Origin of the sequence: Lacunisphaera limnophila, assembly GCF_001746835.1 — a bacterium.
In the GTDB taxonomy this organism is placed as follows: Bacteria; Verrucomicrobiota; Verrucomicrobiia; order Opitutales; family Opitutaceae; genus Lacunisphaera; species Lacunisphaera limnophila.
In genome coordinates, this window is the sequence record NZ_CP016094.1 from 3,580,509 (window position 1) to 3,600,807 (window position 20,299).

Genomic DNA, 20,299 nt, shown 5'->3' on the forward strand with positions numbered 1-20,299 from the left:
GCCAGGTGATGCGGGCGCCCGTCGGCCGCTTGAGAGCGAAAGCTAGGTCGGCAGCGACTTGGCCCGCACCCCTTCGAGCACAGCGCTGGCGGCTAGCACGGGCCGCACCTCGACCGTGAGCCCCAGCGGCAGGCCCGGACACTGCTTCGCGATCTCCGTCGCCTCCGCGAGCGTGTCGACCGTGAGGAAAAAGTAGCCGCCCACCACCTCCTTACCCTCGGCATAAGGACCGTCCGAGACCCGCTCCCCCTTCCCGCCCGACACTACCCGGCCCTCCAGGCCCAGCGGGCTCGCGTGCGCCACTTGGCCCCGATCGGAAAGCGCCTGCACCCAGTCGTTCCATTTCTTCGTCATCTCCTCGCGCTGCGCCGGCGTGAGGTGGGCATGGACGTCCGGCCCGGCGTTACGAAACAAGAGGAGGTACGAGGTCGTGTCAGGGTTCATGGTCTCAGGGGGGGATGATCTATTTCCGCACGCCGCTCGGGCGGCGCAAGCATTTGCCATCGCGTCTGGCCACCGGCCCCCGGCGGACTTCGCGGCGCGCTTCGCCCGCACAACGAACCAGGGCGGGGCATGGATTTGGGCATGGCATGAGGAGGGGGCATCATACCCGACGATCCAGAGTCAACCGGGCCGACACGCGGATGTTAAAATCTTCCCCCGTGGCACCGGCGCGAACAGTCCGAAGCCGGGACACTCTTGCGGCGGCCCCCTCACACCCTCATACCCTCACACCCTCCAACCCTCCGCCCCTGATTTGCCCCGCAAATCACCCTGAGCAAGCCCAGCGCGTCGAACGGGCTCACCCCTGATCCAACGGCGACCTCACCCCCAAGCCCGGCTTGTTCATGACATGCAGGTAAATCTGCGTCGTCCGAATATCATCGTGCCCCAGCAACTCTTGCACCGTCCGCAAGTCGGTGCCGGATTCCAAGAGGTGCGTGGCAAACGAATGGCGCAGCACATGCGGCGACACCCGTTTATTTAGCGCCGCTTTCGTGGCTGCCTCTTTGAGGGCGCGCTGAAACAGATTGTCACTCACATGGTGCCGGCGCCGGATTCCCGTGGCCGGATCCACGCCCAATTCCCGCGAAGGGAACACCCACTGCCATTCCCAGCTCACTCCGGCCTTGGGGTACTTCTTGTTCAATCCCTCGGGCAACCAGACCCCGGGCACGTTCGCCGTGCGATCTGCCTCCCATAACTCGTGCAGCCGCGCACAGTGCACCTTCAACTCGGGCATCAATCGCTCGGGCAACACGGTCATGCGGTCCTTGTCCCCCTTCCCGGCGATGACCTGCAATCTTCCGCGTTCAAAATCCAGATGGTGGACCCTCAGGCGCAACAACTCCATCAGCCGCAATCCCGCGCCATAGGCCAGTTCGGCCATTAGCCGCGGCCGGCCTTGCATCTGGGCAAACAAGGACTTTGCCTCCGTCACCGAGAGGACCGTCGGCAAGCGCTGCTTGGGGTAGGCCCGCTTGAAATCCATCTCGCCCAGTTCCCGCCGGAGCGCCCCCTGCATGAGAAAGACCAGGGCGTTCAACGCCTGCTTCTGAGTCGAGGGACTGGCCCGTCCCTCGACAGCCAGCGCACTGAGAAACGCCGCCACCTCCTCCCCCGCGGCCGCGTAGGGCGAGCGCGGCGCGATGAATCGGGCAAAACGCACCGCCCACTCCCGGTAGGTCTGCTCGGTGCGCCACAGAAAACCTTTCTCACGGCAGGCCTTGATGAGATCCCGTTCCCACGGCGTGCCGCCCAAATCCTGCGCCGCCGGCGGAGGCTCGCTCGGCCGCCTGGCCCCGGTTTGGATGTAGGGCGGGATCGCCTGCTCTGAGCCCGCCGAATCGGCCGTATCCCGACTTGCCTCGCCCGGCTCCGCCTCGGCCTCGGGAGGACGAGCAAACCCGCCCGCGTCTTCCCTCCTCTGGGGGCCAGCGCGCTCGCGCGCACCTTCCTGATTTCGCTGCACCGCCGGCCCACGATCCCCCACGCCCGCCCGCTCCACTCCTCCCATTGCCTTCAGCCCTTCGCGATAGAACCAGCGCAGGGCGTCACGCGAGGAACCTCCCCCCTGCCTTTCGCGGCCAGCAAGATACTGCTTCACCACCTCCACGGTGGCCGCATCGTGCCTGGCCTTGCAGTGTCGTAGGAAGGACAGGATTTCCCGCGTGTACACCACCTTGAATTGCGGACTGAGCGCCGATGACGCCAACGCCTGCTTCCACTGGGGAAATGAAATGGGCCGATGATGCATACGAGTCGGCCCGGGTCGGAACTTACGCTTTTGTCCGGTTTTCAAGCAATCCCGAAAAGCGTAAGTTCAGAATTCGAGTCTTGAGGGTAAGCGACTTAAGTCGCATTCGTTGCGCCATGAACCATCGGCAACTTAAGCTTTTCGCCGTGGCCGAATAACACTGATCGGCGGAAGACATGCTCACGCTTCTCTACGCGCTGGCCGCTCCCATCACAACGATTCCGCTCGCTGTAGGCGCGGCTGGGCTAGTGCCGTGGTTCAGAGCATCAGTAGTGCTGGTAGCGTTCTGTTTGGTGGTCTGCGCTCTAAAGAAGAAAGAAAGAATCGGGCGGCAGTTTACCGCGAATCTGCTTCCGTTGCTGGTTGCCTGGCCGGTCATTGGCATTGCTTACACCGTATGTCGGGAGAAGCCGCAATACACCGACTATCTTCCCCTCGTGATTTGGCCGTATTTCCTGCTTGTCGCTGGCGCACTGTGGTTCACGCGGAAGACGATTTTTCTATCGCTGGCTGCACAGTCGCTACTGTCGATCTATGCACTCGGGTCCTTCTATTGTTGCGCGATGGCAATCAGCGGGAAGTGGATTTAGAAGGAAGATGCCGATCCAGCCGCCCCAGCCAACTCTCACCATCCGTCCTTTTTCGATCATCACAATCCCGCTCCAACCTCCGTCCGCCGCTCCCGGTGAGCGCGGCTGAACTCAATCGTTAGCCAGAAAATGAAGAGACCCTTCGCAGTCTACCTAGCCACAGCGGTGCTCCTTATGCAGGTCGGTCAGTTGGCTTGGCTCGCGAGTCACATTAAGAGCGATCCAAAGTATCTTATCGGGAATTGGCAGGTTGTCGGAATCGCCGTCGTCTTCTCGGTGTTTTTCTATCTGAAGCCACGAATCGGCCGTTGGTATGTTGTGCCGTATTTTGCGCTGGTCGGCCTATCGACGCTTTCGAAGCTATCACAAGCCTCCTACAGCCTTACTGGCATCCTTGGGATGGTAGTTGCCGTTCTCATGTTTACTTCTGCTGTTTTGCTCGTTCGTCTGCCGGCGAACTCTGTCCATCATGAAAAGAAGGGCTAACCAATTGCCACAGACAACTCGGGCCTTCGGCCCTCGTGTCTGAGCTCAAACGATCGGCAGAAGAAAGATGACGCGCACGTTGATCACTGGACTTACGACGCCGATAACTGGCTACGCATTGGGGTATTTGGCTGGGAGCATTGCTGCGCCGACCTCACAGCCTGCCTGGCTTACGTTGGGTGGAGTGGTTGGCCTGGCTTCGGCTATAGCGCATCCACTAATCTATCAAATTGTATGGGTAGTCGTCGCAGCCCGAACCAAAGAAGAAGAGAAAGAATCCCGCCGCGATAGGCATCGAGCCACCGTTTGCGGCGTGATCTCATTGGTGTTGGTCGCAGTGCTAGCTGTAGCCCTTGCTCTGCTATGGAAGTCCAAAGCCTGAAAGTGCCGATCCAGCCGCCCGAGCCAATGTCCGGGCTGGCGCCCGGCCATGGCTCACCTTAAACGATCGGCGGAAGAAATATGAATCCCCTTGGCATCCCTCCCATCGCTGAAGCCAGCGAAGATTCAATTGAGCTTCTCCGCCTCTGGGCCGTGCGCGGAGCTGGCCAGCAGATGATCCTGCGACATAGCGCTTGGAAAGATCCCGCTGCTTGGGGATTGGCGCTCGTAGATATTGCCCGTCACGTTGCTCGCGCACACGCCCAGGAAGGAAAGAACGAAGAAGAGGTTTTTCAGCGTATCATCGCCGGTTTCAAGATGGAGCTCGAGTCCTCGACCGATACTCTGACCGGGAAGATCCAAGACTAAAGAGCCGATCCAGACCGCCAGAGAACAACGCGCGGGATTTGACCTAAATCGCATGTGCCTTCTCCGCTCAGCATCTCCCGTTGTTCAAAAGGGCTCACTCCACGCTCGCCCGCGCGTGTCTCATCGGTGACGTTAGGCAAAGAAAGATGAACTGGCAGGCGATAGACTCTCAGGCCGATCTCGACTCACTCGCGAAAAGCGCCTGCTGGGAGGACTCGTCTTGCGTGGCCTACACGGCGAGCGAAGAGACTCAGCCTTTCTATCCAGCGGACGTTTCCCGCGATGGTCACCACCGGAAGAATCTTCACCTTATTTGCGCAGCAGATTCCTCAAGCGGTGCGTTTCTGGAGCTAGTGTTCGTGCAGGCCGAGAGATTCACCTCCGATTTCCTCGATAGCCCTTTTATCCAAGGGCGTGTCGATTCGCTTCGACGCGTGATCATCACTGATGCGGAAGGCGAGAGTGTGATGCGATGTGCTCGCTTGATCTATCGGTTTTCGGATATGAGGCCCGAGTTGCCGATGACATCGAATGAAGAAAGAGCCTAACCAGTCGCCAGAGCCAACGCTCGCCATCCGTCCTTTTTCGGGCGCGTTTTCTGCGCTCGCAACTCCGTCCGCGCTCTCGGCGAGCGCGGCTCATCTTTGACGTTGGGCGAAGAAGAACATGACGTCTGATCAGCTCATCGCAGAAGGAAGGCAGTTGATGCGGCCATCTCTATTTTTGCGCCCGCAAGGCTCCGGACCAGTCGCCGCAATTTGGTACGATTACGACGAAGCTCAGGTCGACTCGACCGGCCAACGGCTTTGGCTGACGGTAGATGCGCGCATCGTGCCAGGTGTACCTGAAGTGGCCAAAGGTTGTCTGAGTATTTTCACAGATGAAGAAAAGTGCGAAGGTGGCCGGATAGAAGTGGCGCCTTCCTATCCGAAACGTGCGGGCACAGCACTCTATGCGCATGAAGTGTCCGTGCTTCCCCCGATCGACGCAGTATTTACGCGTGGCTCCGCAGCCGTCGAGTCGTGGATCCGTTCGTACGGCTGGGACAGAAGCGAGCGCTACAACGACAACTTCAAAGGGCGAGATATCGTCGAGGCATATGAGCGAGTTTGGATGGAAGAATTTCCTCTCTATGCGGGGCAGGACGTATATGCCTCATTGGGCGGTTGGCATTGGCCGGGTCCTGATGACGACTGGCACGCTTTGATCGACGAGCGTTTGATCGTGACGACATTTCGAGATTCAGAACCTTCGGTCGAAGCATGGTCCACCCGGCAAGAAGGATTCAGGGTGATTCAGCGCATCACATGAAGAAAGAGCCCAACCAACCGCCAGAGCCAATGCCGCTAAAGCGGCATGGCTCATCTTGAACGTTCGGCGCAAACATGAGCACCACTCCGCGCACACATCCGTTCAAGAAAGGCGCGACGTATCGCGTGAAGAAGGCATTTTCCTCCCTTGATGATTTCAGCGAAGGCGAGGTCATGAAGTTTGAGGAGAGTTCCTACTCGCGCTACGACGAGATGTCGGGGTTCACCTTCATCGACAAAGAAGGGAAGAGGCGTCGGTGGGATATCCACGATCAGGATTCGATAGAAATCTGGCGCAAACTTTTCGAGGAAGTCGGATGAACACCCGGCCGAACCAGACACTAGAGGGAACTCCGGGAAAGCGTCCCTTCCTTCGGCAAAGTCTGGTGCCCGTCGTCCCTCACCTGTAGCGTTAGGCCGAAATGAAGCCCCACGAGCGCATCCTAGTTCGCATCCTGCTCGTCCTTGCAGCATGGTTATTCGGCTGTGGTGCCGTCGTTGTCCTGCGCGGTGAGACAATTCGCATCGGTCGCTTTCACCCCGAAGAAATCAGAAAGAGCGATAGTCCCATTCGCTACTGGACCTTCGCCAGCATCCCTGTGCTTGCGACCGGCATTCTAGCCGCTGGCTTCGTGTGGTCATTTTCACCGAGATGGCAGTCGAGGCCGGTCAAAAGAAGAAGCCTAACCAGACCGCCAGAGAACAACGCGCGGGATGTGACCTAACTCGCATGTGCCTTCTCCGCTCAGTATCTCCAGTAGTTCAAAAGGGTTCACTCCACGCTCGCGCGCGCGTGTCTCATCGGTAACGTTAGGCGGCAAGAATCATGACAATCACGCTCCTTGTCCTTTTCGGCGTCTTGGCCTTTCTGATCTACGATCGTGTGTTGAGGTGGCGACTGCTCCCCAGCGAAAAGCTGCAGGCCAACATCGACTCGGGTCATTGGCGCTATCTCAAGCATTCGATTGTCGAGTTTAGAAGAAGAGGTGGAGATCGCCGCATCGGCTCCCTACGAGCACTCGATCTTTTGCAATCCGAATCAAAGGTGGAAAGAATGGTGGGTTGGATGATCATGAAAGAGCTGTTTCCCGAGGTTGCTCAGAGGGTGCCAGGATATGACCCGACGGCAGCTCCCGAGAAGTGCCGGGAAGAAGCCCAGAAGATGCTGATCAGAATAGCCTAACCAGTCAGCCACAGCACAACGCCCTTGCTCTCACCTAAATCGCCCATGATATCTCCGCTCAACATGGCCCCGTATTTCAAGAGAGTCGGCTTGCCCGCCCGGCGGGCGTGGCTGATCTGAGGCGTTCGGCGAGGAAACCATGTTCTCGTTTTTCAAAAAGAAGCCGCCTGTGACCGAGGTCGAATTCTCAACGAACCTCGATACGAAGCATGTCGGGCCGTTCTTAGAGCGCGTATCGCAGCGCATCGAGTCCGGCTTCGGCGCCCCTGAAAGAAAGAAGGTCCTCGCCGCGATGCCAGCACCCACAGCGGAGGAAGGCGCAGACTTCAGTTTTACCGTCCGTTTTGAAGGACAGGATTCAGTCCTGAAGATCGCCATTATGCCTGACAGCCCCGAGACGGTGCTTCTCTATTTGGTATCAGCTCCTGCGCTCCATTCGATGATCGATCAGGAAATGGATCGCTTTGCTGAGGAGGTCGGCATTTGAAGAAGCAGCCCAACAAGCGGCCAGAGCCAATGTCGGTGCTGCGCACCGCCATGGCTAATCACTGAAAGTTGGGTGAAAAGAGAAGTCCATGAGCAACGCACTTCTGCCGGAATTCCAATTGAAACACGGTAGCCACGGCTGGAGAGCGGAGCTGCCGAACGCTCCGCGCTTTTTCGGAAGAGTTATCTCGCTTGTTATCGATACACGGATGACTCCGACCGAGCCGAGAGTTCTTCCCGAGATCAGCAAGAGTCATGCTTCCCTCGTTCATACAGTGCTACCAGCGCTTGCTCGGCTGCTGCCGCGCGTCGAAGAAGAAATGAAGAGCTACCATCAGGATCATGAGCCTGCGTTCCAGGATTTCCTGGATCGTCCCCACATTTGGCTCGATTACGAATGCGATGGAAAGACGTGGAGTTTTGTTGTCGGCCGCACCGACAATCCGGACTTCGGTTACCACGCGGATTTTCGCGGCTTGGAGTTTATCGAGTTATGGGCAGCAGACTAAGAACCCAACCAGTCGGCACAGACAACGACCGGGCTGCGCCCGATCGTGTCTGACCTCAATCGTTGGCCAGAAGACCATGATTAAACTCTACCGCAAGAATTCCGACGGCATCGAGTATTGGGAGACGTGGGAGAATAAGGGCGAGCACACCATTCACTGGGGACGGGCGGGTGACCGCGGGAAGAGCGAAACCGTGCGCGGCTCGTTTTTCCGGTCGGCTGAGAAGGCCGTCGCGGCGCAGATCGCCGAGAAGAAGAAAGAAGGGTTTCAGGAGATCAATGATCTGGAGACATTGATGATCGAATACGCCGTCGAAGGCATGGGATCTACTGCCGATCTCGACAAGCGCCACCGACTTGAGGAGCGCATGAACGAGACACTGGGATGGACTGGTCTCGGGAATTGCGACGGAGGCAGCATTGGCAGCGGCACCATGGAGGTTTGTTGCTTCGTCGTGGATTTCGATATCGCCGCGAAAGCTGTCTCAGCCGATTTGGCCGGTACCGAGTTCGCGAATTTCACCCGGATCTACAGAGAAGAATGAAGACCGGCCAACCAGTCGGCACAGACAACTCCGGGGCTTCGCCCCTCCGTGTCTGACCTCAAACGATCGGCGGAACAAAGATGAACCACCTCGCCCAGACATTCTTGATTGGCGGCGGCATTTTAGGTCTGATTCCGTCCACGCCTATCGCGGCTTATGGTTGGTTCATGCACCGCGGATTCGGTGGCGACCTCACGAACCAAGATAGAATGTTGTTGTATGCCCCTTTTGTGTGTGCAGCCGAAGTCATTATTGGGATTTGCTGGCGGAAGCTCGACGCGAGGAAAGAGCAGATCCAGTTGCCAGAGACAACGCGCGGGAAGTGACCGTGATTCGCATGGCCCAGCTCCGCTCCACATTTCCCCTAATTTCAGGTTCAGAGCGCGCTCGCGCGCGCGTGTCTCATCGGTAACGATGGGCGAACAAAGATGATCGATGCCAACAACGGACGGATTGCGGTAAGCGGTGATTGCATTGTCTCCGGATCGCTCAAGAAAAGCGTTTTCATGTCGTCATCGCTGTTCCACTGTACGAAGCCGCTAACGATCAATCCGCCGTTTGCGTCATATGTCCTACCAGAGCAAAGCATCGATGGCCGTGCCTACTCCGTGAGTCTTTGGTTTAGAGAAGAATCACTCTCGCACGTCCAGCTTTGCGATACCGGAGATGAGTTCGGAAGTTCTTGGGAGGATTGGTCCGAAGAGAAGGAGAAAAAGAGAAAGCAGCACCATGACCGATTGCTTGTGTCCTTGCTGGGCCGTTCCCGCGAATACGGATTCGGGTGGGGTAGGATTGAATCCTTGTTCGACCTGAAAGCAGCCAGCAGCTACATCGTCATTTCATACAATCAGCCCATCCAGTCGGCACAGACAACGAGCGGGAGCTCCGCTCCCGATCGTGTCTGACCTCAAACGATGGCCGTACGGTGATGTCGCTTCCAGCTCCGATACTTTCGAGCCAATTGAGTGCCGCTGATATTCCCGTGCGGTTCAAAGACTGGTCCGCGATTATTCAGTTTGCTGCGACTTTCTATCCGCAAGTGGAGATACCCGCCGGATCGAAGATACGCGGGATCGCTGATATCACGCCGGGCTCGTCCATCTTGGACATTCGAGCGGCGCTATTCTTCGAATACCGCCGCTACAATCACTTTGGTTTTCTCCCTCCGGAAGATGTGCAGAAGCAGTGCCTAGAAGGCATCGAATTACTTCGCTCGAAAACCGGCTAAAGCAGAGGCCAACCAGCAGACACAGCACAACGCCCTTTATCTCACCTAACTCGCTGATCATGTTCTCTCTCCACATGGCCCAGTTATTCAAAAGAAACGGCTCGCCCGCCCGGCGGGCGTGGCTGATCTGAAGCGTTCGACGAAGAAAGATGAGTTTCCCAACCATGGAAGTTGTCCAGTGCGGCTCCTACAACTGGTGCCTTTTACGCGACGGGGATGATCTTATCCTAGACGTCTTATGCAGCCACAGTGCCGTCGACTATCAATTCGTGATGAGGCTCTATGATTCTGAAACAGATGAGTTCCGAAGAGAAGGAGCCAAGTATCTTGATAGGCTTGCCGAAGAAATCCACTACTCGGCACCAGGCGTTATCGGCTCCGCCTCCAAATACAGGGTGCGCGATATAAGAGCCTCGCATGGAGAGCGTGTTAGTAGTGCGGTCAGTAAATTTTTCGCAGAAAAGAAGACGTAACCAATTCAAAGAAGGTCGAGCCAATCAGCCACAGCGAACGCCCTTGATCTCACCTGAATCGTCGATGATGTTTCCGTTCCACATGGCCCAGTATTTCAAAAGTTCGGTCTGCCCGCTCGCCGGGCGTTGCTGATCTGAGGCGTTAGGCAAAAGCAGGATGATTTCGATTCCACAATTAGCAGAGCTGCGACTGCGGCAGTTCTGCCCAGAAGATGCGCTCTATTCGGAAGAGCCCGAGGAGCACGGCGAGTTTTTAGTTGAGAGCATCCGTGGCATTTGGTTCTTGCGACCGGTGTCTGACCCACAGGCGACATGCACCGCATCAATCGACTTCGACGACGTTTCGACCGACTGTGGTCACGCAATTTTGAGTGCCTTGAGTCTCACGATTACAAAGCGCGATGGACCAGACGACGTAACTCGGAAGCTTGGTGTCGCTCCGGAATATATTCAGGAGGTCCGTTCTATCGATTCCGTTATTTACGCATACCGATTGGGCGGCCTGATCATCGCCTGTTCTTTTCACCGACCACTGACTGCGCAATCGTTTTGGAGCGTCGAAATCACAAACCCCAAGTTTCGTGACATCCTTGCATTTCTCAAACCGGCCTAACAAGGCGCCAGACCCCACGACCATGGCTGTCACGATCCGTGCTCCGAGCAGCACGGGGCGCGCCAGCCACGGTCGTGGCTCATCTTGAACGTTCGGCAACTAATCCGCATGCTATCTCTGTTTTCGCGATTCCGGAAAGAGGTGCAGCTGTCGCCCCAAGATGCCTGCGAAATCGCCCGACTGTCTTATGTCGTAGGTGAGCGTCACTTCCCAAACCACGGTCGATTCATTCCGCCAGTCCGTGCAGATCTCGTGTGTTTTTTAGAGAAGAGGACTGAGTTCATCAATTATTGGATCGGATGGTCGGAAGATAAGCGCTGGTCCCCTGCGTGGTTTTTCCGAAAGGTAGAAGCCGGATTCGAGGTGGGGCGCACTTCCGTCGACGGAAAGATCGCGCAGAGCAGGCTTTTTCATTCGCCGGTCGAAGCCTGTGCCGATTTCATTCTGAAGGAACTCGATGAAGAAAGAGCCTAACAAGCGGCCAGATCCAATGTCGGTGCTGCGCACCGCCATGGCTCATCACTGAACGTTAGCCAATAAACCATGATCGATCTTCACGCATTACTCATACTGTTTCTTGCTATCGTTTGCGCGCCAAAGGACACGGTAGAGATTGGTATTTTCGAAGACGAAGGACGATCAACTTACCTCGTTCTGGAAGACGGACATTGGAAGCATCGCGACTTTGGAAGTGTCCAGAACTTCACTTTGGAGCGCCTGGAAAAAAAGATAGAGGGAAGCAAAGATGCGCCAGTGGTCAGCTACGTTGGAAGAGCCAAGGTAGACAGTTCAGAGTTTATCCTGACTGACGAATACGCCTTCACGAATGATCTATTCGAACTTAGGAACGGCGTTTTCCTTGTTCGTGGTATTCGATCGAAGGAAGTGACCGTTGTTAGGAAATTCGAAGAAGGTATGAACCTAGAATTCCAGCTCAGGCGTCCGTCGGTTACCATAAGATGGAAGAAAGCAAAAAAGGGCTAACCAGATCATCACAGACAACGATTGGGAGCTCCGCTCCCAGTCGTGTCTGAGTTCAATCGTTAGCCAAAAGACATGTTCTCCGCACTAAAGCGCTTGTTTGGTGGCCAGCCGAAGCCCGAAGAAGTGGATCCCATTGCCGACGCGATACGTGCCGGCGCAAAAGAAGAAGCTATACGACTTGTTGCCGAAGCTGGCGTATGGATTCCCTACCGCGACCCCAAACAGCAAGCCGACGGATCACTTGCGGTGAGCTATTTCGATTCCGAATCCTGCTTCCCAGTGTTTTCATCCCTCCAGCACGTGCTCCCATTCCTTCAACGCGAAGGCTTCATCGACGGCACCCAGGTCGTGTCGACGCCGGCGCATCAAGTCAGCATCGAGTTTTTCAGCGCGAACCCGCATTTGGGAGAGACCCTAACACTGAATCCCGGAAGCGACTCGGAGTGGAAGTTCACACCGGGGGAGTTTCAGGCGATCTTAGCGTATGCAAAGAAGGGCTAACAAGAATCGATGAGTGCCGAAGATGACGTTCCCGAATCCGTGCAAAGCACATTGCAGGCTATGGCTGGAAAGAAGGAAGCTAGTTATAGTCTGGCTGGCAGAGTCATCCTCTTCCTGGTCGTTGCCGTTGTAGGTAGCGCATTAGCGTTTGGCTTGTTTGTTCGCTATGCGATCGGAGCGAGCATGACTGCTGGCGCGCATGGCGGCGGATCAGCCCTTCCGATGATCATCTTCTTGTGGCTCGGCGGCCTAGTCGCCGCGGGTGTCATGATTTTTAAGAAATGAAGAAAGCGCCCAACCAAATCCCAGAGCCAACGCCTTGCGGCGTGGCTCATCGTTAACGACCGGCGGAAGAAAGATGAACCGCACTGAATTACGCGATTTGACTTGGCCGCTGCTGCTGCAGCCCATGTCACGGGAAGATGTAGCAAGAGGCATTGCGATCACATATGCCGTTTCGAGAGAAGAAGCGCTGAGCGTGGTGGAGGAGCTTCACGGCGACATCGATACCTGTAAGCACCACATATACTCGATGCTGACCCCAGGTTCGCCGGTCACAAGGGATGCCGCACGCTTGAATGCAAGAAAGGCAATTGCACCTATTTCTGACATTCACTTCGATGCCATATGGATGTGGGCGGATTATCTGATCGCCAAGTGCGGCTGAATGCGCCGATCCAGCCGCCCCAGCCATCGCTCACCATCCGTCCTTTTTCGAACATGATAACCCCGCTCCAACCTCCGTCCGCCGCTCCCCGTGAGCGCGGCTGAGCTCAATCGTTAGGCAAAATGACGCTCTCACACGAAAGCCGGATTAAGCTTCTTTGGGTGCTTCCGATACTTTGCCTGGGGATAGCGCTGTTGGCCGGGCGATCCGCCATCCTCGGCATCAAGAGCGGCCAAGTCGAAGTTGCGACACGCGGAAAGCACGCGCCAATTGAAATGAATGAAGATCGGCGAGGCTATTGGGTGTCTATCGCCGCATGGAGTCTCTTTTCCGCAATTTGGATTTCCGCCGGAAGCTATGCTGCCGTTAATATCCATCGATTAAACAAGAAACAGCCTAACCAACCGCCACAGACAACTCGGGGCAAAGCCCCTCGTGTCTGAGCTCAAACGTCGGCGGTAGAAGATATGCCTCAGCCAACCGCAAAGTTTTTCCCGCAAGACAAGATGAGCGTGGTTTTCGGCACTCTCTCGATTCACTGCTCTTACTGGGTCGAATGGGGCGATGACCGCTGGCATGCAAAGATAGAGCGCGCTGAAGATGCGGCTGGTGGCTTACTGCCAGGATTCGACCGCCAAAAAGAGTTAGTCAGGGATGCGCTCCGTGGCGGAAAGAATCGGCAGATCACGGTCGAAGTAGGCGACGTAGGGCCGGATTCGCCAGCGTCCGTTGCAAAAGATCCGATCCAGCCGCCACCGCCAACTCGGGGCAAAGCCCCTCGTGCCTGAGCTCAATCGGTCGCATGAGAGGCTTTACTACCCCGCATCGTAGCCCACCCCAGGACCTGCCGTGGTTCGAAGAGGTTGCAGCGGTTTATCTGGGTGTAGGTGTATGCGTTTTGGCGCTGCTTTGGTTGCGTCCGGATACAGCGAAGAAAGCTGGGCTGCCATTTTCAGTTAGACTCATCCAAGATTTCCGTACGCTCGCCATACTCGTAGTTCTATTATGGCCAGGGCTTTGGATCTTTGAGCGCATGCTTAAGAACATCGGAAAGGAGTAGCCGATCCAGCCACTATAGCCAATGCTCACCGTCTCGACTGATTCGTCCATGTCATCCCCGCTCTCGACTCAGTCCTCTTTCCGGGTGAGCGTGGCTTACCTTTAACGTTCGGCAAACAAATGAAGGCCATTCCCTACCGAGAGCTCACCAAATCACTAGCGAAGATCAGCTTCCTTCGTCGGTTCTTCTCGGACCCAAATCAGCCCGAATTTTTCCGACCATCGCAATCCGTGTTCGATTATCAAATGGCGGATCTTCGAAAGTATGCACGGGAGTACGGCACAGATGTCAGGCGCTATCCCGAGTTCTTGGAAAGCGCCACGCCAGAAAGGATGTTTTCGGTGCTTTCGTTGTTGTGCTCGTGGAAGTATATAAATCGAAAGCCGATGAGTCTGATCGAGCGTCACGCCCTTGCACTCCCAGGGCTTTTCGCAGAGGTGAACAATGGTGGTTTTCATCAGTACTTCTTCAATTCAGCAGGAGATGATTGGGACGCGTTGGACTGGGGATTCGAAACTTCGGGCGATTTGAAGTCTCTTGAGAGATTCCGGAAGGTTTTAGCGATATTCCCGAAAGGGTCTCCTTACCGTAACCGCGCATTCCGGTGGAAACAGTTAGAGGCACTTGGAGAAAAGGAGCACGAGGTATTTGAACCCCACACAAAGGCATTTTTTGAAGCTCCTTTTCCCGAATTGGAATTCTCCTATCGGTTCATCTTCTCTCGGATAGAAGAGTTTCATTTTACCTGGCCAGAACTATGAAGCCAGAAACGAAGCCGAACCAGTCGCTACAGCCAACGGCCCTGCTGGGCCGTGGCTGATCTCAAACGTTGGGCAAACAAAGATGAGTAACACTGACCGTTTTCCCGAAGGCGTGATCAAGCGTGGCTGCGAGGCCCTGGGCGCAAGTCTGAAGAAAGTGCCGTTAGTTGAGGATTACAGCTGGAGCGGTGTGGACTTTCGCTACTGGCACGCGACTTTCGCTATCCGCTGCGAGAGTCCGCTGGGCTGGGTGATTATTCGCCGGTTAGCGTATGCGCTGAACACCTCGGTGCTGGAGCTTTGGGGACGCCAGCCCTTCGTGTTCAAGCCCGAAGGCGAGGAGACGATGTTCCACGCTAAGAAGAAAGACACGATTTACTGGACCATCATCGCCACGGAACCGATGCTTGATCCCGCTGAAGTAGCCCAGCACCTCGAGATGGTGCTTTTATCTGAGATCAAGGAAGAGAAGGATTGGGTGGATTTCTGAAATGAAGCAGCGGCCCATCCAGAGCATCAAAGAAATCGACGGGCTGTGCCCCGACGCATCTGATTGCTGACGTTGGACGAAGATATGAAGTCACCGAACGGTAAGTTCGAAACGGTCTGCACCAACTACGGAGAAGTGCGCATGGGGAGTCCGTTGTTCGGTAGCATTGAAATTCGCGGTCTGAAGCGGCAATTCGAAGAACGTCTATTCGGCGAGGCTATGGCGTTCAGTCCAGACTCCCGCTACTTCGCAATTTCGGAGCTGGTCGATGGTGGCCGGAACGGACCGGTATCGCGGGTGGTCGTGGTAGAGCTGCGCCAAGGCTATGAATATATCGCCACTCCCAGCTCGCCGGGTCTGATTCGAAGCGTCGCCTGGAAGCCGGAAGACAAGCTGTCTATTGTTCACTGGCAGCATCCCTACGGCGAAACCAACCTCAGCTGGTCCCCACCTTCAGGCGCCTGACCAGCCACCACAGACAACTCGGGTCTTCGGCCCTCGTGTCTATAACTGAAACGCCAGGCAAGGAATATGATGAAACCCATCCTACCAATCGCCTCAGGTGATCCGGTTCTTTACTTGCTGATCGCTGGTGTGCTGGTGCTCGCAGGCGCCGCGATTGGCCTGGGTATCGCGGGGACCGTGATGCTTTTCGGGAAATCGGAGGAGAAGAAGAAGCTCGGCCGACGATTCGTCCTCACCGCCGCGATCCCCGTCGTTTTGGCGGCCGGATGGTGGATAACGGTTGTAGGATTCGACTGACCGCGCTGAGCCCAACGCCTGATGCGAAGTCAAACTCCGCCCCCCCTGAAAACAGCGCCCTATAAGTCGTCACAGCCAAAGACTCTGCCAGGCCGGGGCAGATCTCAAACGTTCGCGAAAAAGCACGGCTCGTAGTCCGAAACCGCGCGTTGTCATCGTCGGGATAGTAGCATTTCAGAAAAAGAGAACCACCCCTCCCTCCTTTATGACCATCACCATCGAAACGACCGTCGCCGCCTCGGTCGCCACCGCGTGGCAAGCCTGGACCTCACCCGCTGCCATCACCCAGTGGAATTTCGCCTCTCCTGATTGGTCCTGTCCCCGCGCCGAGCTGGACCTGCGCCCCGGCGGCAAGTTCAAGTATCGCATGGAGGCCAAGGACGGTTCGTTTGGCTTCGATTTTGAAGGCGAGTTTACCGCGGTGATCCCGAATCAAAAGCTGGAGTATTCCCTCGGGGACGACCGCAAGGTGTCGGTCGACTTCATCGCCGAGGGCGGCGCGACCCGAATCGTTGAGAGCTTTCAGGCGGAAGATGCGCATGCCGGTGAAGCCCAAAGGCAGGGCTGGCTCGCGATCCTCCACAACTTCAAGAAGTTCGTGGACGGCCGCTGACCGACCATCACTCAGGCACGCACGACGCCCGAGCGCCCATCCAGCCACTCGAGCCAACGCTCACCGACAAGCTTCAGCCAAACGCCCCATGAAACCCACGGAGGTCGCGAAAAGCTATGACGCGCTGGCGGCCCGCTGGGCGAGCCCCGCCTTTGATCTGGCCAACGGCATAGAGCCGCATCGACGCGCCCTGCGCCTGGCGCCGACCCGGGGCGCGGCCCTCGATGTGGGCTGCGGGGCGAACGGACGCATTCTCCAGCTGCTCCAGGCCCACGGGCTGGACGTCGAAGGGCTGGATATCTCTGCCGAGATGCTGCGCCTGGCCCGGGAAGCGCATCCCGGGGTCACGTTCCATCAGGGCGACATCTGCTCGTGGTGCCCGCCGCAGCGGTATGTGTTCATCTCGGCCTGGGACAGTATCTGGCACGTCCCGCTGGCCGAGCAGCGCGGGGTCCTGCTGAAGCTGCTCAGCGCCTTGGCGCCGGCCGGGGTGCTGATCTTCACGGCGGGTGGGTTGGCGCATCCCGACGAACGCACGGATCAAGCGATGGGCGTGCCCATGTATCATGCGACTCTCGGGGTGCCTCACCTCCTGGACGTGGTGCATGAGGGGGCCTGCATTCTCCGCCATTTCGAGTACGACCAGTGGCCCGAATTGCACGTGTACGCGATCGTCCAGAAGGCCGAATCCAACCCTTTCAGATCTCCTGTCTTGGCTCTGCTGCCTCCTGTTGAGCAGATTCCGGGGACTAGAATTTGAGGACTGACGGTAAGAGGATCTGAAGATGCCTAAATCTTCACACCCCCATACCCTCACATCCTCATACCCAGCAGTCTTGCTGATGTCTGAATGCCGGTGCTGGTGATCGGACCAACAACCATCAACAAACAACCAACAACCGGCGCGGAGCGCCGTCCCCCCTTCACTCCGGCAGCCACTTCTCCCAGTTCTTGGCGAAGGCGTCCACGTTCTCCGTGGTGATGGCGGTGAGCTCCGTGTCCTCGATGGGGCCGGCGGGCGATTTCTTGAAGTGGAGTTTTTCGATGAGGCGCGCGACAGCATTGTACCCGTAGCCGTAGACATCCTGCGAGAGCAGCAACTGCACGTGCCCGCTGCGCACGTAGGGCAGCTGCGGCGGGAGGGCGTCCACCGACACGCACTTGATCGTGCCCGGCGGCCACTTCAGCGCCCGGTCGGTGAACAACGGCCAGCCCCCCAGAAAACCCCAGCCCGTGATGTCGGGGTTCGCCTGCATCACCTGCTCGATCTTCGCGACGGCATCCAGCGGGGTCTCCTTGTGATAATAGATGTCGAGCAGCTTGATCCCCGGATGACGCTTCGCGGCGGCGCGGAAACCCGCGGCGCGCTGCTGCAGGTTCACGGCGTTGGGGTTGCCGTCGATCGCGGCGACCACGCCCTGCCCGCCCAGCAGCCGCGCCAGCTCCTCGAAGGTGCGCTCGCCGCATTTGAAATCATCGATGCCGATGGAGACCATCCGCTGGCTCGCCGGGGCGTCGCCCGAAAAGGTCACCACCGGGATCCCCTGCCCCACGGCCCGGTCGATCGCGTCGGTCAGCTTGTTGGCGTCGGAACAGCTCAGGATGATGCCGTCCACGCCATTCAGCACCAGCTGCTCCACGAAGTCCGCCTGCTTTTGCGCGTCCTCCTCGTTGGGCGTGCGCCAGTCGATCTTGATCGTTATGCCATGCTTTGCGCCGAACTCGCGGGCGGCGTCGTTCGCGCCGGCGCGCGCCGCCTCGAAGAACTGGTTCCCCTGCGACTTGGCGATCATGCCTAGGGTGTAGGTTTCCGCGGCACGGGCGGAGAGGGCGAAACATAGGAAAACCAGGGCGAGCAGGCGGGGGTACATGCAGCCACCGTAGTGATCCGCCGGTAAAATGAAACCGCGGAAATGTAATGCGGGTTTCACTTGCCGCCGCCCGCGACGTTGCCAAACGTCACGCCCTCTTCGCCACCCGGCCCCCGCCGGACGGCCCCACCCACCCTATGAATCCCAAAAGCATCGCCGGCCTCATCGCCGGAGCCCTGGTGATCTTCGTCCTGATCCTCGCCGGCTCCTCGGCCACCTACGTGGTCGAGCCCGGCCACCGCGGCGTCGAGGTCACGCTCGGCCGCGTTTCTCCCGCCTTCAAGCCCGAGGGTTTCGGCTTCAAGCTGCCCTTCGTCACCCACATCTACCCGCAGGCGATCCGCCAGCAGACTGCCACCATGGTCGCCGACTGCTACTCCTCCGACCTCCAGCAGGTGAAGATCGACGTGCGCGTCCTCTACCGCGTGCCGGAAAGCTCGGTGGTCGCCGTCTTCCGGGATTACTGGGGTTCGCCCTTCGAGACCCTCGTCAAACCCCGCGTCGCCGAGGCCCTCAACGAAATGACCGCCAGCCGCTCCGCCGAGCTGATCGTCCAGAAGCGCGAGGAGGTTAAAAGCCTCGCCCTCGAAAGCGCCCGCAAAAAGCTCGGCGATGTGCTCGTGATCGAGGACATCGTGCTTGAGGACATCAACCTCACCCGGGCGCTCGAGAATGCCATCGAGGCCAAGATGGTGCAGGAGCAGGAGGCCGCCCGCGCCCGCTTCGCCCAGCAGCAGGCCCAGACCGAGGCCAGCACCGTGGTCATCAAGGCCACCGGCGAGGCCGAGTCGATCGTGCTCCGCGGCAAGGCGCTCCGCGAGAACCCCAGCGTCCTCGAGCTCCAGATCATCGAGCACTGGGACGGCGTGACCCCGCTCGTGGTCGGCCCCGGCGCCACCGGCGCCAACATGATGCTGCCCCTCGGCGACTTCACCACCGACAACGCCCCCGCGGCGACCCAGGAGGACAAACTATGAGCCAGCAACAATTTGGCGGAGCCCGCGACGGCGAGGCCGATGCCCGCAACCTCAAGCGCCTCATTGGGGTGCTCATCCTGATCTTCGCCGCGGTCATCCTCGGCTCCACCTCCACCTACGTCGTGCAACCCGGCACGCGCGGTGTCGCCGTGACCCTCGGCACCGTCGACCCGGTCTTCAAGCCGGAGGGTTTTGGTTTCAAGCAGCCCTTCCTCACCACCATCCTGCCGATCTCGGTCCGCCAGCAGACCCGCCCGATGCCCGCGGAATGTTATTCCTCCGATCTCCAGCAGGTGAAGATGGAGGTGCATGTCCTCTACCGCGTGCCGGAGCGCTCGGTCGTGAAGATCTTCCAGGAATTCGCCGGCGCTCCCTTCGACAACCTGATCGCCCCCCGCGTGCAGGAGGCCCTGAAGGAGGTCGCCGCCACCCAGAGCGCCGAGCAGATCGTGACGCGTCGCGAGGAGATCAAGCGTCGCGCCCTCGAGCTCGCCCGCAAGAAGATCGGCACCGACTTCCTCGAGGTCACCGACCTCGTGATCTTCAACCTCGCGCTCTCCCCCGAGCTCGAGTCCGCCATCGAAATGAAGATGGTGCAGGAGCAGGAGGCCGAGAAGGCCAAGTTCACGCAGCTCAAGGCGAAGATCGAGGCCGACACCGCCATCATCCGCGCCAAGGGCGAGGCCGAGGCCATCTCGGTCCGCGGCACCGCGCTCCGGGCCAACCCCGACTTCATCAAGCTGCAGATCCTGCAGAACTGGAACGGCCGCTCCCCCCTCGTGGTCGGTGGCAGCTCCGGCAACATCCTGATGTCCCTCGAGGACCTCGCCCGCCGCGCCGCCCCCGCCGCCAACCCGGCGCGGCCCGCCGCCCCCCGCGCCCCGTGATGAAACCCCGCACGCGTGCCGGTCTCCAGTTACTCGTGCTCCTCATCGTGGGCGTCGTGCTCATGCTGATCTTCCCGTCCGCCCTCCGGTTCGCCGAGGGCGCGGCGCGGGAGATCCGTTATTTGTGGTGGCTCATCCTCCTGGTCGCCCTCGCCGTCTGGCTCATCTGGGGCGCCAATCGGAAGCCAAAGCCCTGAGGCAGGTTCTTTCGTAGGGACGTGCTTGTCCGGGTCATGGTGGGCCAGCCCGCTTGCGGGCGCGGATCGGGCGCGCGCAAGCGCGCTGACCCACAAGTTG

At 58.2% G+C, this 20,299-nt stretch carries 30 protein-coding genes; 27 read left to right on the forward strand and 3 right to left on the reverse strand.

What is annotated here, in order from left to right:
- Positions 1–42 precede the first annotated feature (42 nt).
- On the reverse strand, positions 43–444 hold the full coding sequence (locus Verru16B_RS15005) for a YciI family protein (RefSeq protein ID WP_069963044.1): 402 nt from the start codon (positions 442–444) through the stop codon (positions 43–45).
- Positions 445–802: 358 nt separating this feature from the next.
- A complete protein-coding gene (locus Verru16B_RS15010; protein WP_335617943.1) occupies positions 803–2,302 on the reverse strand; it encodes an integron integrase in 1,500 nt (499 codons plus the stop codon).
- Between the two features lie 131 nt (positions 2,303–2,433).
- On the opposite strand from Verru16B_RS15010, the gene Verru16B_RS15015 reads away from it, so the two are divergent.
- The 24 genes from Verru16B_RS15015 to Verru16B_RS15125 all read left to right on the forward strand — a co-directional run bounded on the left by Verru16B_RS15015 (position 2,434) and on the right by Verru16B_RS15125 (position 17,027).
- Complete coding sequence (locus Verru16B_RS15015; protein ID WP_069963046.1) at positions 2,434–2,847, forward strand: hypothetical protein; 414 nt, start codon at positions 2,434–2,436, stop codon at positions 2,845–2,847.
- A gap of 129 nt (positions 2,848–2,976) precedes the next feature.
- The gene (locus Verru16B_RS15020; RefSeq protein WP_069963047.1) at positions 2,977–3,333 is read left to right on the forward strand and encodes a hypothetical protein; all 357 of its coding nucleotides are present in this window, start codon (positions 2,977–2,979) and stop codon (positions 3,331–3,333) included.
- Positions 3,334–3,795: 462 nt separating this feature from the next.
- Positions 3,796–4,083, forward strand: coding sequence for a DUF5076 domain-containing protein (locus tag Verru16B_RS15025; protein ID WP_069963048.1), 288 nt, complete (start codon positions 3,796–3,798; stop codon positions 4,081–4,083).
- Between the two features lie 666 nt (positions 4,084–4,749).
- Positions 4,750–5,394, forward strand: a complete 645-nt coding sequence (locus tag Verru16B_RS18380; protein ID WP_157772442.1) for a hypothetical protein — start codon at positions 4,750–4,752, stop codon at positions 5,392–5,394.
- Positions 5,395–5,468: 74 nt separating this feature from the next.
- A complete protein-coding gene (locus Verru16B_RS15035; RefSeq protein ID WP_069963050.1) occupies positions 5,469–5,714 on the forward strand; it encodes a hypothetical protein in 246 nt (81 codons plus the stop codon).
- Between the two features lie 505 nt (positions 5,715–6,219).
- Positions 6,220–6,576, forward strand: a complete 357-nt coding sequence (locus tag Verru16B_RS15040; protein ID WP_069963051.1) for a hypothetical protein — start codon at positions 6,220–6,222, stop codon at positions 6,574–6,576.
- 139 nt (positions 6,577–6,715) lie between these two features.
- Complete coding sequence (locus tag Verru16B_RS15045; protein ID WP_069963052.1) at positions 6,716–7,063, forward strand: hypothetical protein; 348 nt, start codon at positions 6,716–6,718, stop codon at positions 7,061–7,063.
- Positions 7,064–7,151: 88 nt separating this feature from the next.
- The gene (locus tag Verru16B_RS15050; RefSeq protein ID WP_069963053.1) at positions 7,152–7,571 is read left to right on the forward strand and encodes a hypothetical protein; all 420 of its coding nucleotides are present in this window, start codon (positions 7,152–7,154) and stop codon (positions 7,569–7,571) included.
- Between the two features lie 76 nt (positions 7,572–7,647).
- Positions 7,648–8,115, forward strand: coding sequence for a WGR domain-containing protein (locus tag Verru16B_RS15055; RefSeq protein ID WP_069963054.1), 468 nt, complete (start codon positions 7,648–7,650; stop codon positions 8,113–8,115).
- A gap of 80 nt (positions 8,116–8,195) precedes the next feature.
- Positions 8,196–8,441: a hypothetical protein gene (locus Verru16B_RS15060; protein WP_069963055.1), complete on the forward strand. Its 246-nt coding sequence runs from the start codon at positions 8,196–8,198 to the stop codon at positions 8,439–8,441.
- A 102-nt stretch (positions 8,442–8,543) separates the two neighbouring features.
- Positions 8,544–9,020 carry a hypothetical protein gene (locus Verru16B_RS18385; RefSeq protein ID WP_157772443.1) on the forward strand — a complete coding sequence of 159 codons (477 nt, stop codon included), beginning with the start codon at positions 8,544–8,546 and terminating at the stop codon, positions 9,018–9,020.
- A 56-nt stretch (positions 9,021–9,076) separates the two neighbouring features.
- Complete coding sequence (locus tag Verru16B_RS15065) at positions 9,077–9,343, forward strand: hypothetical protein (protein ID WP_157772444.1); 267 nt, start codon at positions 9,077–9,079, stop codon at positions 9,341–9,343.
- 630 nt (positions 9,344–9,973) lie between these two features.
- On the forward strand, positions 9,974–10,429 hold the full coding sequence (locus tag Verru16B_RS15070) for a hypothetical protein (protein ID WP_069963057.1): 456 nt from the start codon (positions 9,974–9,976) through the stop codon (positions 10,427–10,429).
- A 108-nt stretch (positions 10,430–10,537) separates the two neighbouring features.
- On the forward strand, positions 10,538–10,903 hold the full coding sequence (locus Verru16B_RS18390) for a hypothetical protein (protein WP_157772445.1): 366 nt from the start codon (positions 10,538–10,540) through the stop codon (positions 10,901–10,903).
- Between the two features lie 69 nt (positions 10,904–10,972).
- Entirely contained in the window at positions 10,973–11,413 is a 441-nt protein-coding gene (locus tag Verru16B_RS15080) for a hypothetical protein (RefSeq protein ID WP_069963059.1), read from the forward strand.
- Between the two features lie 72 nt (positions 11,414–11,485).
- Positions 11,486–11,914 carry an SseB family protein gene (locus tag Verru16B_RS15085; RefSeq protein ID WP_069963060.1) on the forward strand — a complete coding sequence of 143 codons (429 nt, stop codon included), beginning with the start codon at positions 11,486–11,488 and terminating at the stop codon, positions 11,912–11,914.
- A gap of 9 nt (positions 11,915–11,923) precedes the next feature.
- Positions 11,924–12,199 carry a hypothetical protein gene (locus Verru16B_RS15090; protein WP_069963061.1) on the forward strand — a complete coding sequence of 92 codons (276 nt, stop codon included), beginning with the start codon at positions 11,924–11,926 and terminating at the stop codon, positions 12,197–12,199.
- A 73-nt stretch (positions 12,200–12,272) separates the two neighbouring features.
- Positions 12,273–12,581: a hypothetical protein gene (locus Verru16B_RS15095; RefSeq protein ID WP_157772446.1), complete on the forward strand. Its 309-nt coding sequence runs from the start codon at positions 12,273–12,275 to the stop codon at positions 12,579–12,581.
- Positions 12,582–13,760: 1,179 nt separating this feature from the next.
- Positions 13,761–14,402, forward strand: coding sequence for a DMP19 family protein (locus Verru16B_RS15100; RefSeq protein ID WP_069963063.1), 642 nt, complete (start codon positions 13,761–13,763; stop codon positions 14,400–14,402).
- An 82-nt stretch (positions 14,403–14,484) separates the two neighbouring features.
- Positions 14,485–14,892: a hypothetical protein gene (locus Verru16B_RS15105; protein WP_069963064.1), complete on the forward strand. Its 408-nt coding sequence runs from the start codon at positions 14,485–14,487 to the stop codon at positions 14,890–14,892.
- Positions 14,893–14,976: 84 nt separating this feature from the next.
- Positions 14,977–15,357, forward strand: coding sequence for a hypothetical protein (locus tag Verru16B_RS15110; protein WP_157772447.1), 381 nt, complete (start codon positions 14,977–14,979; stop codon positions 15,355–15,357).
- Positions 15,358–15,423: 66 nt separating this feature from the next.
- Positions 15,424–15,654 carry a hypothetical protein gene (locus tag Verru16B_RS15115; protein WP_069963066.1) on the forward strand — a complete coding sequence of 77 codons (231 nt, stop codon included), beginning with the start codon at positions 15,424–15,426 and terminating at the stop codon, positions 15,652–15,654.
- Positions 15,655–15,859: 205 nt separating this feature from the next.
- Complete coding sequence (locus Verru16B_RS15120) at positions 15,860–16,267, forward strand: SRPBCC domain-containing protein (protein ID WP_069963067.1); 408 nt, start codon at positions 15,860–15,862, stop codon at positions 16,265–16,267.
- Positions 16,268–16,355: 88 nt separating this feature from the next.
- Positions 16,356–17,027 carry a class I SAM-dependent methyltransferase gene (locus Verru16B_RS15125; RefSeq protein ID WP_069963068.1) on the forward strand — a complete coding sequence of 224 codons (672 nt, stop codon included), beginning with the start codon at positions 16,356–16,358 and terminating at the stop codon, positions 17,025–17,027.
- A gap of 163 nt (positions 17,028–17,190) precedes the next feature.
- Here the strand turns inward: Verru16B_RS15125 and Verru16B_RS15130 are convergent, their stop codons facing one another.
- Positions 17,191–18,138, reverse strand: a complete 948-nt coding sequence (locus Verru16B_RS15130; protein ID WP_069963069.1) for a substrate-binding domain-containing protein — start codon at positions 18,136–18,138, stop codon at positions 17,191–17,193.
- A gap of 137 nt (positions 18,139–18,275) precedes the next feature.
- On the opposite strand from Verru16B_RS15130, the gene Verru16B_RS15135 reads away from it, so the two are divergent.
- From Verru16B_RS15135 to Verru16B_RS15145, 3 genes are read left to right on the forward strand one after another with little or no spacing between them, the layout of a single operon-like run.
- Complete coding sequence (locus Verru16B_RS15135; protein ID WP_157772448.1) at positions 18,276–19,115, forward strand: prohibitin family protein; 840 nt, start codon at positions 18,276–18,278, stop codon at positions 19,113–19,115.
- Positions 19,112–20,002, forward strand: a complete 891-nt coding sequence (locus Verru16B_RS15140; protein ID WP_069963071.1) for a prohibitin family protein — start codon at positions 19,112–19,114, stop codon at positions 20,000–20,002. The genes Verru16B_RS15135 and Verru16B_RS15140 overlap by 4 nt, the downstream gene beginning before the upstream one ends.
- Positions 20,002–20,199 (forward strand): hypothetical protein, encoded by a 198-nt coding sequence (locus Verru16B_RS15145; protein ID WP_069963072.1) that lies wholly within the window; start codon positions 20,002–20,004, stop codon positions 20,197–20,199. The genes Verru16B_RS15140 and Verru16B_RS15145 overlap by 1 nt, the downstream gene beginning before the upstream one ends.
- Positions 20,200–20,299 lie beyond the last annotated feature (100 nt).

Bases quoted from the DNA above. Each gene is read 5' to 3' on its own strand.
- Verru16B_RS15005 (WP_069963044.1), bottom strand. From the start codon at position 444: ATGAACCCTGACACGACCTCGTACCTCCTCTTGTTTCGTAACGCCGGG.
- Verru16B_RS15015 (WP_069963046.1), top strand. From the start codon at position 2,434: ATGCTCACGCTTCTCTACGCGCTGGCCGCTCCCATCACAACGATTCCG.
- Verru16B_RS15020 (WP_069963047.1), top strand. From the start codon at position 2,977: ATGAAGAGACCCTTCGCAGTCTACCTAGCCACAGCGGTGCTCCTTATG.
- Verru16B_RS15025 (WP_069963048.1), top strand. From the start codon at position 3,796: ATGAATCCCCTTGGCATCCCTCCCATCGCTGAAGCCAGCGAAGATTCA.
- Verru16B_RS18380 (WP_157772442.1), top strand. From the start codon at position 4,750: ATGACGTCTGATCAGCTCATCGCAGAAGGAAGGCAGTTGATGCGGCCA.
- Verru16B_RS15035 (WP_069963050.1), top strand. From the start codon at position 5,469: ATGAGCACCACTCCGCGCACACATCCGTTCAAGAAAGGCGCGACGTAT.
- Verru16B_RS15040 (WP_069963051.1), top strand. From the start codon at position 6,220: ATGACAATCACGCTCCTTGTCCTTTTCGGCGTCTTGGCCTTTCTGATC.
- Verru16B_RS15045 (WP_069963052.1), top strand. From the start codon at position 6,716: ATGTTCTCGTTTTTCAAAAAGAAGCCGCCTGTGACCGAGGTCGAATTC.
- Verru16B_RS15050 (WP_069963053.1), top strand. From the start codon at position 7,152: ATGAGCAACGCACTTCTGCCGGAATTCCAATTGAAACACGGTAGCCAC.
- Verru16B_RS15055 (WP_069963054.1), top strand. From the start codon at position 7,648: ATGATTAAACTCTACCGCAAGAATTCCGACGGCATCGAGTATTGGGAG.
- Verru16B_RS15060 (WP_069963055.1), top strand. From the start codon at position 8,196: ATGAACCACCTCGCCCAGACATTCTTGATTGGCGGCGGCATTTTAGGT.
- Verru16B_RS18385 (WP_157772443.1), top strand. From the start codon at position 8,544: ATGATCGATGCCAACAACGGACGGATTGCGGTAAGCGGTGATTGCATT.
- Verru16B_RS15070 (WP_069963057.1), top strand. From the start codon at position 9,974: ATGATTTCGATTCCACAATTAGCAGAGCTGCGACTGCGGCAGTTCTGC.
- Verru16B_RS18390 (WP_157772445.1), top strand. From the start codon at position 10,538: ATGCTATCTCTGTTTTCGCGATTCCGGAAAGAGGTGCAGCTGTCGCCC.
- Verru16B_RS15080 (WP_069963059.1), top strand. From the start codon at position 10,973: ATGATCGATCTTCACGCATTACTCATACTGTTTCTTGCTATCGTTTGC.
- Verru16B_RS15085 (WP_069963060.1), top strand. From the start codon at position 11,486: ATGTTCTCCGCACTAAAGCGCTTGTTTGGTGGCCAGCCGAAGCCCGAA.
- Verru16B_RS15090 (WP_069963061.1), top strand. From the start codon at position 11,924: ATGAGTGCCGAAGATGACGTTCCCGAATCCGTGCAAAGCACATTGCAG.
- Verru16B_RS15095 (WP_157772446.1), top strand. From the start codon at position 12,273: ATGAACCGCACTGAATTACGCGATTTGACTTGGCCGCTGCTGCTGCAG.
- Verru16B_RS15100 (WP_069963063.1), top strand. From the start codon at position 13,761: ATGAAGGCCATTCCCTACCGAGAGCTCACCAAATCACTAGCGAAGATC.
- Verru16B_RS15105 (WP_069963064.1), top strand. From the start codon at position 14,485: ATGAGTAACACTGACCGTTTTCCCGAAGGCGTGATCAAGCGTGGCTGC.
- Verru16B_RS15110 (WP_157772447.1), top strand. From the start codon at position 14,977: ATGAAGTCACCGAACGGTAAGTTCGAAACGGTCTGCACCAACTACGGA.
- Verru16B_RS15115 (WP_069963066.1), top strand. From the start codon at position 15,424: ATGATGAAACCCATCCTACCAATCGCCTCAGGTGATCCGGTTCTTTAC.
- Verru16B_RS15120 (WP_069963067.1), top strand. From the start codon at position 15,860: ATGACCATCACCATCGAAACGACCGTCGCCGCCTCGGTCGCCACCGCG.
- Verru16B_RS15125 (WP_069963068.1), top strand. From the start codon at position 16,356: ATGAAACCCACGGAGGTCGCGAAAAGCTATGACGCGCTGGCGGCCCGC.
- Verru16B_RS15130 (WP_069963069.1), bottom strand. From the start codon at position 18,138: ATGTACCCCCGCCTGCTCGCCCTGGTTTTCCTATGTTTCGCCCTCTCC.
- Verru16B_RS15135 (WP_157772448.1), top strand. From the start codon at position 18,276: ATGAATCCCAAAAGCATCGCCGGCCTCATCGCCGGAGCCCTGGTGATC.
- Verru16B_RS15140 (WP_069963071.1), top strand. From the start codon at position 19,112: ATGAGCCAGCAACAATTTGGCGGAGCCCGCGACGGCGAGGCCGATGCC.
- Verru16B_RS15145 (WP_069963072.1), top strand. From the start codon at position 20,002: ATGAAACCCCGCACGCGTGCCGGTCTCCAGTTACTCGTGCTCCTCATC.